The organism is Caproiciproducens sp. LBM24188, assembly GCF_054130445.1.
Genome location: NZ_CP196862.1, coordinates 1,944,587 through 1,959,188 on the forward strand (window position 1 = coordinate 1,944,587; position 14,602 = coordinate 1,959,188).

Below are 14,602 nucleotides of genomic sequence, written 5' to 3' on the forward strand. Positions count from 1 at the left end.
AAATACCAATTTTTTCGGATTTATGGTCGGTTCCATACGGCGCCCTTCGTCTGGCTGCGCAGTTTACGGCATGTTGCAAACAATGCCTGGCTTTAATGTTTCAAACAAAACGCGGACGTTGAATGAAATAGCTTTATCAGCTTTATTTATATATCGGAAATTTTGAGAAATAAATTGACATTATTTTTGAAAAATTATATTATAAATAAGTTTACTATCGTCAATTACGGTTCAATATTTTCGGCATGTGCACGAATGTTTCAGATGAATTTTCTTTTCAACCAGGAAACCGGATTTTTATCAATCCGGCTGGCTTGAATATAAAACAGTTTTCTTAATTTTCAGCGGGTTGCAGAATGAAATTCAGGCAGCCGGCAAACGATGAATGGTAATTGACCGGATGATATCGGAGGATTTTCAATGGACAGTGTTTCTCTTTGCGGAATTGCAGTCGGCCTTGCCATGGACGCATTTGCCGTAAGCATTACAAACGGAGCGATAACAAAGAAAGTAACCCCGCTGTTTGCTTTAAAAATTGCCGTCTGCTTCGGCTTTTTTCAGGCTTTAATGCCAATGATTGGCTGGGCGGTCGGAAAAGCCGGCGAACAGATTATCTGCACTGTAGACCACTGGATTGCTCTGATTTTGCTGGGATTCCTCGGAATCCAAATGATTGTGGAATCCCGCAAAAAAGCCGGCTGCGGAGAATTTCACGGAAAGCAGAACGACATTCATTTCAAACGGCTGATCGCGTTGGCGGTCGCAACCAGCATTGACGCGCTGGTTACCGGTGTAATTCTGCCAACTGCTGTGGGCGCTTCCACCATACCGCTGCTGTTAGCCTCCATTTTGGTGATCGGGCTGATTACATTCGTCATTTGTTTTATTGGCGTTTACATTGGAAAAACATTCGGAATTTTCTGCTCCTCCAAGGCGGAAATTTTCGGAGGGATTGTGCTGATTGGAATCGGATTGAAAATTTTTATAGAGCACATGTTTTTTGACTGATTCCATATGCCCCACGCAGTGCTTCGATTTGGTGAATCATTTCTTCACGAAGATGTTTTGGCTGCTGAACCACAATCCGATCCCCGTACTGCAAAAGCCATTCTACCAGGCCTTTGCTGACGTAAACACGGGCACGCACAGTAAAACCCTTTTCATCGTGACAGCAAAACTCCACTTCGTCCCCGAATTTGTCTGCCACCGTTTCCAGAATATCGTTCGTACAGCGGAGCTCCACCATTTCCTGCTCACCATGATACATATTAAAGCTTTTTTTCAGATAGTCGGCGGAATCAAAATATTCACGGTAGGGGCTGACTTCTGAAAAAGGACGCGCTTCCTGTTCGGTAACGACCACGTGCCGCATTCGGTCCACTCGGTAATTGCTTACGTCGTCATATTTGGCATAGTTGCCGGCAAGGTAATACTTATCGTTCGCCCAAATCAGCGCATAGGGGCTAATGGTAAACTCTCTTCCTGAATCAAACCCCAATTTATGGTCTTTAATGACGCGATGCCGGTACTGAAAGGTAATCTGCTTATTGTTTGCAATCGCACGGTTGATTGCATCAATGGTATAATAAATTTCTTCGTTGTCAAATTTTACGCGTTTTTCAATAAAAATCTGATTGGATATACTTTCTGCCTGATGGCGGCTTAACAACGACTTGAGCTTTTCCGTAAGTTCGGTCGTTTTTTTATTGGTGATAAAGGGTGCAGTAAGCACCGCGTCCATTAAAAGACGTACTTCCGGCAGTTCAAATTCCCTTTTTGCAATAAAAAATCCCGGACGCGGCGATTTGGTGCGGACAATATCAATTCCGGCTTCTGATAAAATAGCGATATCGCGATACAGGGATTTGCGCTCACTGTGAATCCCGGCCTGCTCTAAAAGTGAACAGAGCTCCGAGGAATTCATCGGATGTTCCTCGTCGGAATATTCCGTCAGCAATTTCATTAGAACAAGCAGCTTCATTTTTGTATTTCCGGTGTATTCCATGCTCAACAATCCTTTCGCAGCGCTTCCATTTTCGACCTGACCGCGGCGGAAAAAGCGAAACTTTTCCGGTTATTCGTAAAAGTTTATAATAGTTTAGCATATTTGAAAGATTTTTTAAACAAAAATATTCTTTTGCTGGCACACAGCTTCAAAAGATTCTCTTACTTGAATTCATTTCCTGAGAATGATATAATATTAACAATCTATTCTACTGGGGAGTGTCGATTCATGGCTGTAAAAATTATTACTGCGCGTGAAGCCGCCGATTTGGTCCCGGACCACGTAAATTTGGCGACAAGCGGCTTTATTGGTGCATCGTTTCCGGAAGAACTTGCCCTGGCAATCGAAGAACGCTTTATGGAAACCGGTAGCCCGAAAGACCTGACGCTGCTGTTCTGTGCGGCGCAGGGGGACGCAAAAGAAAAGGGACTGAACCATTTTGCCCACGAAGGACTGGTAAGCCGGGCAATTGGTGCACACTGGGGCCTTGCGCCGAAGCTTGGCAAAATGGCTGCCGACAATAAAATTCTTGCTTATGATTTTCCCCAGGGCGTTACCGCCCACATGTTCCGCGACTGCGCGGCGCATAAGCCCGGCACTCTAACCCACGTGGGGCTGGGCACTTTTGTGGACCCCAGACTGCTTGGCGGAAAGCTGAACGAGCGGACACGGCAGGCCGAAGACCTTGTAAAACTGGTAGAAGTGGACGGAAAAGAATACCTCTTCTACAAAACGCACCCGGTCGATTTCTGTATTCTTTCCGGTACATATGCTGACGAGGATGGCAATATCTCGATGGAGCGCAGCGGCGTAAAGGCGGAAGCTTTAGCCGTTGCTCAGGCTTGCAAAAACTCCGGCGGAACCGTTGTTGTGCAGGTGGAACGTGTGGTGAAAGCCGGCTCGCTTGACCCGCAGAAGGTGGAAATCCCGGGAATCCTTGTGGACGCCGTCGTGGTGGTATCCGATATAAAATACCACATGCAGACCTTTGCCACACAATACAACCCCGGATTTTCAGGGGAACATCAAATGGGCCTGGCTGAGTTTATCCCAGCCCCACTCGGCAATAAAAAAATTATTGCCCGACGCGCCGCGATGGAACTGAAACCAAACAGCATTGTCAACCTTGGCATCGGAATTCCGGAGTATATTTCCTCCGTCGCAATGGAAGAAGGCATTACCGACCTCTTTACCCTGACCGTAGAATCCGGCATCACGGGCGGGAATCCGCAGAGCGGACTGGATTTCGGTGTCAGCCTGAATCCCCGCTGCATTATGCCGCAGCCCTCTATGTTTGACTTTTATCAGGGTGGCGGGCTGGATCAGGCTTTTCTCGGCTTTGCGGAAGCCGACCCCGACGGCAACGTGAACGTTTCCAAATTCGGGCCGAAACTGCCCGGCTGCGGAGGTTTCATCGATATTTCACAAAACGCAAAGCAGGTCATATTCTGCGGCACTTTCACGGCAAAGGGACTCAAAACAGAAGTACGCGACGGAAAGCTTCATATTGTAAATGAGGGCTCCGTAAATAAATTCATTGAGAAGCTGGAACATATTACATTCAGCGCAAAACAGGCGATTAAAACAAACCAACCAATTCTTTATATCACGGAACGCGCGGTTTTCCGCCTTACAAAGGACGGACTGGTGCTCTGCGAAATAGCACCCGGCATCGATTTAGAAAAGGATATTTTTGCACATATGCCGATGAAACCGATTCTTTCCCCGGATCTGAAGGAAATGGACGTCCGGATTTTCCGGGAAGAAAAAATGGGACTGAAATAAGAAGTCCTGGGCATATATTTTTACAAAGGGCACTGGAAACCGGTGCCCTTTGTAAAAGAACGTGATGGAAAGCGTTTTTCCGCCTAAAAATTTTTTGACTGGATGGACGGACGCGATGATAGAGTACAATAAAGTTCGCAATTTCGCGAAGGTATAGAAAAGCCATTGGGACTCCGATAAAATGAATGGTATCGAGACATTCAAAGAAGGAGTTGGCCCCAATGACTCAAGGAAAGAATAACACAGATCTTACGGAATTGCTACTGAAATGTATGGCGGAGCCCGACCCGATGCTCAGTATGCTGGAATGGCTCTGCGCTCAACTGATGGAGGCGGAGGTTTCCGGCCTTGTGGGAGCGGAAAAGAATGCGCATAATCCGTCTCGAAGCGACTACCGCTGCGGATATCGCCCCCGGCGGCTGGATACTCGCGTAGGGACGATGTATCTCATGGTGCCAAAGCTGCGCAGTCAGGGATACATCCCTTTCTTTGTCACGGAACGCAAACGCAGCGAGGCGGCGCTGATACAGGTTATTCAGGAGGCGTTCGTGCAGGGCGTGTCTACACGGAAGATGGAAAAGCTGGCTCACAGTCTGGGGATAGAGAACCTCTCCCGCAGTCAGGTCAGTGAGATGACAAAAGGACTCAATGAACAGGTACAGGAATTTCGCAACCATTCTCTGACGGATACCCGTTATCCTGTCATTTGGACGGATGCCCTGTACGAAAAAGTCCGTATGGATGGCCGTGTCGTCAGCATGGCGGTGATGGTTGTCTGCGGCGTAAACGAGCAAGGACACAGGGACATTCTCGCCGTAGAACCGATGCTGGATGAATCCAAGTTGTTTCAAAGTCTTTTGGATCGCGGTTTGAAAACGCCGCTGCTGGTGGTTTCCGATGCGAACAAAGGGCTGATTGCCGCCATCCGAGAAAGTTTTCCCGGCGCATCCTGGCAGCGCTGCAAAGTGCATTTCATGCGAAATATTCTGGCTCATATACCGCAGAAAGAAAAAGAATCCTTTGCAGCCCAACTAAAAGAAATCTGGCTGGCACCTTCTCTCCAATTAGCCCAACAGCGCGCAAAGCAGTTGTCGGAGCAATATGGGAAGCGGTTTCCCAAGGCAATCGAGCTTCTGGAAGATGGGCTGGAGGACTCACTGGCTTTCTATGCATTCCCCGAGCTTGATGCCCGTAAAATTTCATCGACCAATATGCTGGAACGGCTGAACAAGGAAATCCGGCGCAGAACCAACGTCGTTGGGATATTTCCAAACAACGATTCCTACTTGCGGCTGGTAACAACATATCTCATGGAATACGCTGAAGATTGGTCCGTTTCCAGAGCATATTTGAATCCTAAATCGATTCAGACACTTCTGCTAAACGCAGCTTAATTTATTTCGTGGAGCCCCTAAATTGCGAACTTCTCTTGACATAGCCGACGCGATCTTCCCTAGAAACATAAAATGTGCAAAATAAAAAGGCTGCCGCAAGGCAGCCTTTTCTGATTGGACGGACGCGATGCTCGCGTCCATTTTTTATTTGCGGAATTAATACATTCCGCCCATGCCCGGGTCAGCCGGAGCAGCAGGAGCCGGGGTTGGCTCTTTAATATCGGTGACAAGGGATTCGGTGGTAAGAACCATGGTTGCAACGGAAGCAGCGTTCTGCAGTGCGGAACGGGTTACCTTCGTCGGGTCCACAATACCGAAGGACAGCATGTCGCCGTATTCCTCGGTCAGTGCGTTGAAGCCATAGCCAATCTTATTGGCCTTCTTAATGTTATCAACGATAACGGAGCCTTCCAGGCCTGCATTTGCAGCAATCTGGCGAATCGGCTCTTCCAGAACTCTCAGTACAATCCGAGCGCCGGTCTTTTCGTCGCCTTCGCAGGAATCCACAACCTTCTGGACATCTGCCATGGTATTGAGCAGAGCAACGCCGCCGCCGGCCACGATGCCTTCCTCCACAGCTGCCTTTGTTGCGGCAAGAGCGTCCTCAATGCGGAGCTTCTTTTCTTTCATTTCTACTTCGGTAGCAGCGCCAACTTTAATAACCGCTACGCCGCCGGACAGCTTTGCAAGGCGCTCCTGGAGCTTTTCACGGTCAAAGTCGGAAGTAGTGGTAGCAATCTGAGAACGAATCTGGTTTACTCTGGCTTCGATTGCCTTCTTGTCGCCCATGCCGTCAACAATGATGGTGTTCTCTTTGTCCACTTTCACCTGACGAGCACGTCCGAGTTGTTCCAGAGTGGTATCCTTCAGTTCAAGCCCGAGTTCTTCAGAAATAACCTGGCCGCCGGTCAGAACTGCGATATCCTGAAGCATTTCTTTTCTTCTGTCGCCAAAGCCCGGAGCCTTTACGCCAACGCAGGTAAAGGTGCCGCGCAGTTTGTTCAGAACCAGCGTGGTAAGCGCTTCGCCCTCAATATCCTCAGCAACGATAACCAGCTTCTTGCCCGACTTCAGAATGCTTTCGAGCAACGGAAGAATTTCCTGAATGTTTGAAATTTTCTTATCGGTGATCAGGATATAAGCGTCGTCAATGACGGCTTCCATTTTTTCGGTATCGGTTACCATGTAAGGAGAAACATAGCCGCGGTCGAACATCATGCCTTCTACTACTTCGGAATATGTTTCCGCTGTCTTGGATTCCTCAACTGTGATAACACCGTCGGAAGAAACCTTCTCCATCGCTTCGGCAATCAGTTTGCCAATAAAGTCGTTGGATGCGGAAATGGTAGCAACACGGGCAATATCATCGGTTCCGTCAACCTTCTTAGAATGATCCGCCAAGGACTTCACCGCCGCGTCAACAGCCTTCTGAACACCCTTCTGCAGAATCATCGGATTCGCACCGGAGGTAACGTTCTTCATGCCTTCACGAATCAGGGCCTGAGCAAGCAGAGTAGCCGTTGTGGTACCGTCGCCGGCCACGTCGTTGGTTTTTGTGGAAACTTCCTTTACCAGCTGAGCGCCCATATTCTGGAAGGGATCTTCCAGCTCAATTTCCTTTGCAATGGTAACACCGTCGTTAGTAATCAGCGGAGCGCCGAACTTTTTGTCCAGAACGACGTTGCGGCCCTTCGGGCCAAGTGTAATCTTTACCGTATCGGAAAGCTGATTAATACCGCTTAAGAGAGCTTTTCTGGCTTCTTCGCCATAGATAATCTGTTTTGCCATAAAAAATTCCTCCACTTAATAAGATGATTGTATAAAAGTCAATAAGGTTGCATCCCGCAGCATTTCACACGCGTTTGTTTCTGAATTGACTTATTCAACAACAGCAAGAATATCGCTCTGGCGAACAATGGTATATTCCTGACCGTCCAGTTTAATCTCGGTGCCGGAATATTTGCTGGTAATGACGCGATCGCCTTTTTTCACGTACATTTTAACTTCTTTACCGTCGACCATTCCGCCGGGGCCAACTTCAATTACATCAGCAATCTGCGGTTTTTCCTTTGCTGCACCGGCAAGAATAATACCGCTTTTTGTTGTTTCTTCCGCTTCTTCCATTTTGATGAGAACTCTGTCTGATAATGGTTTAACAGTCATAAATATGTCCTCCTTAAAGTTTATTAAGTTACTTAGCACTCTATTCCCATGAGTGCTAAACCTATTTTAGCGGCTTGCTAATAAAAAATCAATAGATTTTTTATGAAAAAATGCAATTTAATAAATTATTTACAATTTTTATTGAAAAAACAGGAATCACATGGGAGCAGGAAGCGAATTGCGCGCGGCAGCACCTGAAAACTTTCTTTCTGAATCAGCCGATATTCCCCATCAAAGTTAGCGGCAACCGGCCGGTCCGCCTCCACAGACATCCTTTTCCCACGGCGAAACGTAAGGAGTCCGTTGAACTTCGGCGAAGTTAAATGCTTTCCTTCCCGGAACAGGGCAACCCGAGCCGGGATGCGAAGAAGGGGCGGCTTTTGAATCAGGATAAAATCGAGCAGTCCGTCGTCCGGAACAGCTGAAGGCGCGCAGCAAAACCCGCCTCCGTAGTACTTTCCGCTTGCGGCAATCGCGAAAAGATAATTTCCCTCAAAATACGTTCCGTCAATGCAAATCCGCAGATGATTTTCGAGCGGGCCAAACAGCGTTTTCACCAGTGCTGTTTTGTAAATCGCAGGGCCATTGACGAATTTGCCCATAGACAAAATCCGTTTCAGTCGTTCCGATTCCATTCCAACTTTCGCGTCCAACCCGACAGAGCTTTCATTCAAAGACCGCTGTCCGTTGGATTCAATCATATCCACCCAGCGCGATGCCGCGTGAATCTGCTTTTCAGGCGAAAGGAAGTCCTCCGCTGCGCCAAACGTTTTGACATAATCGTTTCCGGAACCACAGGGAATTGCCCCAACCTCTACATTTGGCATTCCAAAGGCGCCCGCGGCTACCTCGCTGAGCGTTCCGTCCCCGCCGATGGCATAAACGCGAACCGCATCCCCCTTGCTTCCGTGCTGTCTGGTCAGTTCGGTCGCCTGTCTGGGCTGGGCAGTAATGTGGACAGTATATTCAATTCCCTGCTGCCGACAATAACTGGCAATCTGCGGAAATACGGTCTGGTATGGATTTCGTTTCCCCGCGGTGGGATTAATGATGAATATATAGCGCATTGTACTTTGTAATCTCCTGTTTTTTGTGCAGCGCATCTTCGGATGCTCACTTATATCAAACAATATTATTGGATTTAAAATACATATAATACTGGCATTTAATCATTCCGTTGTACAGTTTTCTGCGACGATCTGCCTTTCTGCCAAAACATTCCTCGAAGGTTTCATCGGGGCTGATGATGGAATAGCTCCAACCATGCCTGCGTTCAAACACCCTGCCCATAGTGCGGTAAAGCTCTTCTGCCTGACGAATGTCAAGCAGGCGTTCCCCATAGGGTGGGTTGCAAATGACGCAGCCGTATTCCCCCTCTGGCTTAAATTCTTCAATGGCCCGTTTTTCCGCCCGTACATGGGCAATTACCCCAGCCTTTCGTGCATTTTCCAGCGTAAGGGTCACCGCGGCGCCGTCAATATCATAACCGTGCGCCATAAAAGAGGAATCATGCCGTACCAGTTCCTGCGCACGTATCCGTTCCCGCTGCCACACGTTTTGGTCAATAGTATCCCATTTTTCCGCAGAAAAATGCCGCTGAATTCCAGGGGCAATATTGAGCGCGTATAACGCCGCTTCAATCAGGATGGTACCCGAACCGCAAAACGGGTCGATAAAATTGGCATCCCTGCGTACCCGTGACAAATGCACCAGTGCGGCAGCAAGGGTTTCCTTAATCGGGGCTTCGGTCGAATTTGCGCGGTAACCCCGCTTATGCAGTCCTGCGCCGGAAGTATCGATCATCATACTGACCTGATCTTTCATAATCAGGAACTGAATTTGCACCAGCGCTTCAGTTTCTTCAAACCAACCGACATGGTATTTCTGCTTCAGACGTTCCACCACCGCTTTTTTGATGATGGACTGGCAGTCCGGAATACTGGCCAATTTGGAATTGAGGCTTCTTCCCTTTACCGGAAACGCATCGTTTTTCGCAATCCAGCGTTCCCATGGCAGGGCTTTTACGGATTCAAATAGTTCTTCAAAGCTGCGGGCTGTGAAACTGCCCACCTGAATCAGGATTCGCTCTGAAAAACGCGAGTTGAGGTTCGCACGCGCCAGCATCTCATCGGAACCGTCAAAAAACACACGGCCGTTCTGGGCCTGAACATTCTGCGCTTCCATCTGTTTTATTTCGTCCGCCACAAGCCCCTCAATTCCCAAAAGGCAAGGGGCAACCAGCTTATATTCTTCCATTCGTAACATCCTTTCCATACTGCAAAAAAAGGGCTGCGCAGAACGCAGCCCCATAAATTTAAAAGTAAATTCAATCTATTAGGCACCGTGTTGAAACGCACGGGCGTGTGCGGCAAATTCTATTATTCCACATCGGGTTCCAATAATCCATAGTTCCCATCTTTTCGCTTATAAACAACGTTGATCGCTCCGTTGTCCTCATTGCGGAACAGGAAGAACTGATGGTCCAGCAGATTCATTTGCAAAATTGCTTCATCTGTGGTCATCGGCTTTACAAAGAAGTGCTTGGTACGCACAATCTGATAGTCCTGCGTATCATCCTCTTCCTGCGAATGCAGATATTCCTCCACGTACTGATCCAGCGCAGCGGAATGAATCTGCTTTTCCAGTCTGCTTTTATTTTTACGAATCTGGCGGCCCAGCGAACTAATGACCTGATCCAGTGCATCGTTCATCTCGAAGTCGGTGGATTCTGCTCTAAAAATGATTCCTCGATTTCGAATGGTAATTTCCACTGTCTGGCGATTGCGTTCCACCGTTACCACAACGTTAGCCTGCGCATCCTCATCAAAGATACGATCAAATCTCGACAACTTCTTCTTTGCCAATTCCTTAAAATTATCCCTTAAGTTCACTTTTCTGCCGGTAATAGTAATTTTCATACCAACATCTCCTTAAAAATAGGACTATTTGGATTATAAAAGGAATCCATGGCTATATTATAACATAATAACTAAAAAAATACCAGCAAATAGCAGTTAAATTGTCGTACTTTTATGCCTTGTGACATGACAGCCAACATTTACCGAAACGGGCAGGCCCGCAATATGGGTGGGAAACGTTTCAATATTAACCGCGAGTGCGGTTGTACTGCCGCCGAATCCCTGCGGCCCGATATTCAGTTCATTGACCGCTTTCAGCATGCGTGTTTCCAGCTCCGCGTAAAACGGGTCTGAGTTCCGTTTGGAAACGGAACGGCAAAGCGCCTGTTTCGCCAGCTCGGCGCATTTTTCAAAGTCCCCGCCGATTCCAACACCCAGAACAACCGGGGGGCACGGGTTGCTGCCGGCGGTTCGAACCGTATCTGTGACAAAATCAATAATATCCTGTTCCGTCGCAGAAGGCGTAAACATCTTTATTCTGCTCATATTTTCGCTTCCGAATCCTTTAGGCGCCACTGTAAGGTAAATCCGGTCACCAGGCACAAGACGGGTATGCAGAATCGCCGGGGTATTATCCCCCGTGTTTCCGCGGCGAATGGGGTCGGAAACCACCGAACAGCGCAAAAGTCCCTGCGTGTAGCCCTGCCGCACACCTTCGTTCACCGCGTCCTCAAACCCGCCGCTAATATGAACCTCTTGCCCGATTTCCGCAAAAACCACCGTCATTCCGGTATCCTGGCATATTGGGAGCTCCAATTCCCGCGCGGCATCCATATTCCTGCACAAATCGGACAGAATGGCCTGCCCAAGCGGAGAAGATTCCATTTCCGCTGCGTCGGTTATTTTCTGTTCCAAATCCTGCGGCAGAATGCGGTTTGCTTCCACGCAAAGCCGCCTAACCGCCTCCGTAATTTGAGAAGCCTTGATTTCCCTCATAACTAACATACCCCTTCCGGGTTACTTCCTGGAAACTATTTTTCCACCTGCAATCACATACTTCGGTTTAGATGTCATATCCAAAGGATTCGCGTCAAACACTACCAAATCGGCATCTTTTCCGACTTCAATGGAACCGACTCTGCTGTCAATCCCGCAGATTCTGGCCGGATAAATGGTAATCGCCTTCAGCGCCTCTTCCGATTTCATTCCTTCGCGAACCGCAAGCCCGGCGCACATGGGCAGATACTGAAGAGGGATCACCGGATGATCAGTGATAATTGCAGTGGGAATTCCTTTTGAAGAAAGGATCCCGGCGCAGGCCGGAGTCAGATTATGCAGTTCCGGTTTGGAACGATCGCAAAGGAACGGTCCGGAAAGAATCCGAACTTTTTTCTGTTTGAGCGCGTCGGCAATCAAATGTCCTTCCGTCCCATGAACAATGACATAGTTCAGATGAAATTCCGTGCCGATTCGTACGGCAGTGAAAATATCGTCTGCACGATGCGCGTGAAAATGGACTTCAATTTCCCCTTTCAGCGCAGGTATCAGCGCTTCCGATTTCATATCGTACTCCGGCGGGTCAAAGTCCTCGTCTTGCTGCGAACGCTGCAAGTCTTCCATATAACGCTTTGCCTTGAACAGTTCCTCACGAATCAGCGCAGCAGTCGCCATGCGGGTAGACGGCGCCTGATTTTTTCCGTGGTAAACCGTTTTGGGGTTTTCACCCAATGCCATTTTAATGGCCACCGGCGCTTTTACAATCATATCGTCAATACAGCACCCATAGGTCTTGATTGCAGCCATTTGCCCGCTGATCGGGTTTGCACTGCCGGGGCCGGTCACCACGGTGGTTACTCCGGCTTCCAGAGCTTCCGTAAAGCAGCGGTCCAGTGGATTCACCGCATCAATCGCGCGAAGCTGCGGAGAAACCGGGTCGGTTTCCTCGTTGGTATCGTCGCCCTCAAAGGTCAGGCTGTCTTCACAAATCCCCAAGTGCGTGTGGGCGTCAATAAATCCTGGGTAAACACCTGCCCCGTGAACGTCAAGAACATCCTGCGCGTTCCCGGGAAAATCCGTCATTTCCCCCAGCGCAGCGATTTTCCCGTTCTCTTCGTGAATCCAGCCGCATGGAATGATGGTTCCCGTCATGGTAAAAACTTTTGCATTGATTATGTACATAAATCCTCCAGAATATTCCATAGCATCATCGTGGCTGCCGCCCCGGTATCTGCTATCAGTGTGTCATTAATTAATCATGTGAAAGAAACATGTGAAAGAAAAAGCGGAGTGCGCGCACTCCGCTCGGTATTATATCAAGTGATTAACGATTCGGGTTTGAATGCCGGGAAAAACCGCCGCGCTTCGAGTCCATGCATTTTTTCAGGTCGGACATTTTTTCGTCGCTGGCCTGCTTAAACTTGGACATCATATCCTCAAAATTCATCGATTCATTTTTTCTGGCCTGCCATTCGTAATTCCCCGGTCTACCGGGTGCGGACGCAGGTGCAGTTCCCCTTGGCGGAGGAGTAATTGCTTTTTTCATGGACAAGCTTACTTTTCCATCTTCACTGATACTCATGATTTTCACTTTAACGGTTTGGTTTTCCGTTACGAAATCACGAATTTCCTTCACAAATGTGGGCGCCACTTCCGATATATGAACCATGCCGGTTTTACCGCCCGGTAATTCAACAAAAGCACCAAACTTTGTGATTCCTGTTACTTTGCCTTCCAGAACTGTTCCTACCTCAAGCTGCATATGTAAGCAATATCCTCCTTAAAATTGAGCCATTAGTTCCCGGCTATATTTACAAAAACACGCTCACCCGGCTTTGCCATATGCAAGGATTCACGGGCGATACGCTCCATATAATCCTTGCTTGCGCTGTCACCGGTCGTTAACGCATGTTTTATGTCTTCGTTCTTAATTTCCTGTATTTGTATCTGCTGACGGATCGCTTCCAGTTCTTGGCGCTTTTGAGTAATTTGAACCTGTTGATTCACAAGAGCCGCAACCGTATAAAGAGCGAAAGCAAAAACTGCTATCCGCAGCAAAATACTGCCGTGCCTTTTTTTACCCTTGAGTACCTTCATGCTCTGTTCCGACCTCCAGCTTGTTTGCGCTTCCGTATTTTAAGCGTCTTGTTCCCGGCTCCTCTTTTTCGTGCTTTTTGCTTGGTTTTCACGCGTTTTCTATTAGATTGATTATACACTATTTGTTTGTGCTGTTTCAAGCGTTTTTTCTGATTTTCAATGGTAATTTTAACATTTTTATATAGAAGATTGAATTTTTTAAAGATCCAGCGAAAAATCATCCCGAAAAACCGCTTAAGCGGATAAATCAAATACTTTCGCAGAATATGCGAAACAAAGCGGAAAACCTGATACGTAACTGTGCCGATGGTCAGGTAGTACAGGCACCAGCCGATTGCCTCTCCTGCCAAAATATAAAAGCGAACCTCCCCGAAGTTCACCCCGACGGACACCAAAAACGTAATTAGGGCGGCACACGCCATATAAAATAAGTCTTGAAAGAAAACCGCTCGCTTTTCCGGACGAAACACCGTCCGGTAAATACGGAAAAAATCATAAAAAAGCCCCAGCAGAACACCGGCCAGAATGGAAACCAGGAAGCCCTGAAACTGGTAGTCTTGACTCGTATACAAGAGGCCTCACTCCCTATTTGAACAGCCTGGAAAATAAGCCTCCCGCAGGCTTGTTGTCGGTATAGGTCATGGAGGTGATCTCTCCGGTCAAGCTCAGCTCTCCGGTCTCCACATTAAGTTTATTAATTTTCAGCTGAGAGCCGTGAATCACCAGTTCCCCAAGGTCAGTATAGGCAACAATCGTCTGCTCATCAAAACTATCTACATTCGACACCCCGGTGGCGGTCAGCAGTTTTCGGTTCTCCACAATCAGGCTGTGAGGCACCTTGACAGTCTTTTTCTCTTCAGTCATTTTTACTCCCTCCTACCTGTTATCCCTAATTTGTATGCGGAAGGAGAGAAGCATATACTAAGTAACCGCTGATTAAAGTAATTCACAAGCCAATCCGGCCAGTTATTACGCGGTTCTTAATTTCTATTGAACGACTTAATTCGTAATTCCAAAACTGACGTTTTTTACGCCTTTGGCTCATCGGACAGAATTTTATACAGTTCTTCTGCCTCCCCTTTTCTTGCATACTCGTTAACGCTGAGAATCTGCGCTTTTACCACGCGGGAACCCAGCTGCAGTTCCAGAATATCATCGGGCTTTACTTCATAAGAAGCGCGCGCAACCTTTCCGTTTACCAACACGCGCCCCGCGTCACAGGCTTCGTTTGCCACAGTGCGGCGTTTGATAATTCGGGATACTTTCAGATATTTATCCAATCTCATCGTCGAGTCCTCCATCGT

General features: G+C 47.8%; 16 protein-coding genes. 3 read left to right on the forward strand and 13 right to left on the reverse strand.

Features of this window, described 5'->3' with window-relative positions; translation table 11 throughout:
• Nucleotides 1-420: 420 nt before the first annotated feature.
• Complete coding sequence (locus ACSVDI_RS09220) at nucleotides 421-1,008, forward strand: manganese efflux pump MntP (protein ID WP_457942380.1); 588 nt, start codon at nucleotides 421-423, stop codon at nucleotides 1,006-1,008.
• Here the strand turns inward: ACSVDI_RS09220 and ACSVDI_RS09225 are convergent.
• Nucleotides 983-2,005 carry a helix-turn-helix transcriptional regulator gene (locus tag ACSVDI_RS09225; protein ID WP_457942381.1) on the reverse strand — a complete coding sequence of 341 codons (1,023 nt, stop codon included), beginning with the start codon at nucleotides 2,003-2,005 and terminating at the stop codon, nucleotides 983-985. The two genes, ACSVDI_RS09220 and ACSVDI_RS09225, sit on opposite strands and share 26 nt — an antisense overlap.
• A gap of 228 nt (nucleotides 2,006-2,233) precedes the next feature.
• Here ACSVDI_RS09225 and ACSVDI_RS09230 point away from each other — a divergent pair, with 228 nt between their 5' ends.
• Both ACSVDI_RS09230 and ACSVDI_RS09235 read left to right on the forward strand, forming a co-directional pair.
• A complete protein-coding gene (locus tag ACSVDI_RS09230) occupies nucleotides 2,234-3,790 on the forward strand; it encodes an acyl CoA:acetate/3-ketoacid CoA transferase (RefSeq protein WP_457942382.1) in 1,557 nt (518 codons plus the stop codon).
• Nucleotides 3,791-4,011: 221 nt separating this feature from the next.
• On the forward strand, nucleotides 4,012-5,184 hold the full coding sequence (locus ACSVDI_RS09235) for an IS256 family transposase (protein WP_457942384.1): 1,173 nt from the start codon (nucleotides 4,012-4,014) through the stop codon (nucleotides 5,182-5,184).
• A 156-nt stretch (nucleotides 5,185-5,340) separates the two neighbouring features.
• Here the strand turns inward: ACSVDI_RS09235 and groL are convergent, their stop codons facing one another.
• The 12 genes from groL to ACSVDI_RS09295 all read right to left on the reverse strand — a co-directional run bounded on the left by groL (nucleotide 5,341) and on the right by ACSVDI_RS09295 (nucleotide 14,584).
• Complete coding sequence (groL, locus tag ACSVDI_RS09240; protein WP_457942385.1) at nucleotides 5,341-6,972, reverse strand: chaperonin GroEL; 1,632 nt, start codon at nucleotides 6,970-6,972, stop codon at nucleotides 5,341-5,343.
• A 90-nt stretch (nucleotides 6,973-7,062) separates the two neighbouring features.
• A complete protein-coding gene (locus tag ACSVDI_RS09245) occupies nucleotides 7,063-7,347 on the reverse strand; it encodes a co-chaperone GroES (protein ID WP_457942387.1) in 285 nt (94 codons plus the stop codon).
• A 125-nt stretch (nucleotides 7,348-7,472) separates the two neighbouring features.
• Nucleotides 7,473-8,414 (reverse strand): diacylglycerol/lipid kinase family protein, encoded by a 942-nt coding sequence (locus ACSVDI_RS09250; RefSeq protein WP_457942389.1) that lies wholly within the window; start codon nucleotides 8,412-8,414, stop codon nucleotides 7,473-7,475.
• Between the two features lie 55 nt (nucleotides 8,415-8,469).
• Nucleotides 8,470-9,603 carry a THUMP domain-containing class I SAM-dependent RNA methyltransferase gene (locus ACSVDI_RS09255; protein ID WP_457942391.1) on the reverse strand — a complete coding sequence of 378 codons (1,134 nt, stop codon included), beginning with the start codon at nucleotides 9,601-9,603 and terminating at the stop codon, nucleotides 8,470-8,472.
• Nucleotides 9,604-9,725: 122 nt separating this feature from the next.
• Nucleotides 9,726-10,265, reverse strand: a complete 540-nt coding sequence (gene hpf, locus ACSVDI_RS09260; protein ID WP_457942393.1) for a ribosome hibernation-promoting factor, HPF/YfiA family — start codon at nucleotides 10,263-10,265, stop codon at nucleotides 9,726-9,728.
• Nucleotides 10,266-10,361: 96 nt separating this feature from the next.
• Nucleotides 10,362-11,201 (reverse strand): fumarate hydratase, encoded by an 840-nt coding sequence (locus ACSVDI_RS09265; protein ID WP_457942395.1) that lies wholly within the window; start codon nucleotides 11,199-11,201, stop codon nucleotides 10,362-10,364.
• A gap of 21 nt (nucleotides 11,202-11,222) precedes the next feature.
• On the reverse strand, nucleotides 11,223-12,383 hold the full coding sequence (locus ACSVDI_RS09270; protein ID WP_457942396.1) for an amidohydrolase: 1,161 nt from the start codon (nucleotides 12,381-12,383) through the stop codon (nucleotides 11,223-11,225).
• A gap of 142 nt (nucleotides 12,384-12,525) precedes the next feature.
• A complete protein-coding gene (locus ACSVDI_RS09275) occupies nucleotides 12,526-12,963 on the reverse strand; it encodes a S1 RNA-binding domain-containing protein (protein WP_457942397.1) in 438 nt (145 codons plus the stop codon).
• A 32-nt stretch (nucleotides 12,964-12,995) separates the two neighbouring features.
• Nucleotides 12,996-13,298, reverse strand: coding sequence for an FtsB family cell division protein (locus ACSVDI_RS09280; RefSeq protein WP_457942399.1), 303 nt, complete (start codon nucleotides 13,296-13,298; stop codon nucleotides 12,996-12,998).
• Entirely contained in the window at nucleotides 13,295-13,870 is a 576-nt protein-coding gene (gene yabQ, locus ACSVDI_RS09285) for a spore cortex biosynthesis protein YabQ (RefSeq protein ID WP_457942401.1), read from the reverse strand. Before yabQ ends, ACSVDI_RS09280 begins: the two co-directional genes overlap by 4 nt.
• 13 nt (nucleotides 13,871-13,883) lie before the next feature.
• Nucleotides 13,884-14,162 (reverse strand): sporulation protein YabP, encoded by a 279-nt coding sequence (yabP, locus tag ACSVDI_RS09290; protein ID WP_457942403.1) that lies wholly within the window; start codon nucleotides 14,160-14,162, stop codon nucleotides 13,884-13,886.
• 164 nt (nucleotides 14,163-14,326) lie between these two features.
• Nucleotides 14,327-14,584 carry an RNA-binding S4 domain-containing protein gene (locus ACSVDI_RS09295; protein WP_457942405.1) on the reverse strand — a complete coding sequence of 86 codons (258 nt, stop codon included), beginning with the start codon at nucleotides 14,582-14,584 and terminating at the stop codon, nucleotides 14,327-14,329.
• Between the last annotated feature and the right edge of the window lie 18 nt (nucleotides 14,585-14,602).

What these genes read in the sequence shown, in the direction of transcription:
- ACSVDI_RS09270 (WP_457942396.1), bottom strand. Translation starts at nt 12,383, where the DNA reads ATGTACATAATCAATGCAAAAGTTTTTACCATGACGGGAACCATCATT.
- ACSVDI_RS09295 (WP_457942405.1), bottom strand. Translation starts at nt 14,584, where the DNA reads ATGAGATTGGATAAATATCTGAAAGTATCCCGAATTATCAAACGCCGC.
- ACSVDI_RS09220 (WP_457942380.1), top strand. Translation starts at nt 421, where the DNA reads ATGGACAGTGTTTCTCTTTGCGGAATTGCAGTCGGCCTTGCCATGGAC.
- hpf (WP_457942393.1), bottom strand. Translation starts at nt 10,265, where the DNA reads ATGAAAATTACTATTACCGGCAGAAAAGTGAACTTAAGGGATAATTTT.
- ACSVDI_RS09235 (WP_457942384.1), top strand. Translation starts at nt 4,012, where the DNA reads ATGACTCAAGGAAAGAATAACACAGATCTTACGGAATTGCTACTGAAA.
- ACSVDI_RS09225 (WP_457942381.1), bottom strand. Translation starts at nt 2,005, where the DNA reads ATGGAATACACCGGAAATACAAAAATGAAGCTGCTTGTTCTAATGAAA.
- ACSVDI_RS09255 (WP_457942391.1), bottom strand. Translation starts at nt 9,603, where the DNA reads ATGGAAGAATATAAGCTGGTTGCCCCTTGCCTTTTGGGAATTGAGGGG.
- ACSVDI_RS09230 (WP_457942382.1), top strand. Translation starts at nt 2,234, where the DNA reads ATGGCTGTAAAAATTATTACTGCGCGTGAAGCCGCCGATTTGGTCCCG.
- ACSVDI_RS09275 (WP_457942397.1), bottom strand. Translation starts at nt 12,963, where the DNA reads ATGCAGCTTGAGGTAGGAACAGTTCTGGAAGGCAAAGTAACAGGAATC.
- ACSVDI_RS09280 (WP_457942399.1), bottom strand. Translation starts at nt 13,298, where the DNA reads ATGAAGGTACTCAAGGGTAAAAAAAGGCACGGCAGTATTTTGCTGCGG.
- groL (WP_457942385.1), bottom strand. Translation starts at nt 6,972, where the DNA reads ATGGCAAAACAGATTATCTATGGCGAAGAAGCCAGAAAAGCTCTCTTA.
- yabP (WP_457942403.1), bottom strand. Translation starts at nt 14,162, where the DNA reads ATGACTGAAGAGAAAAAGACTGTCAAGGTGCCTCACAGCCTGATTGTG.
- ACSVDI_RS09250 (WP_457942389.1), bottom strand. Translation starts at nt 8,414, where the DNA reads ATGCGCTATATATTCATCATTAATCCCACCGCGGGGAAACGAAATCCA.
- ACSVDI_RS09265 (WP_457942395.1), bottom strand. Translation starts at nt 11,201, where the DNA reads ATGAGGGAAATCAAGGCTTCTCAAATTACGGAGGCGGTTAGGCGGCTT.
- ACSVDI_RS09245 (WP_457942387.1), bottom strand. Translation starts at nt 7,347, where the DNA reads ATGACTGTTAAACCATTATCAGACAGAGTTCTCATCAAAATGGAAGAA.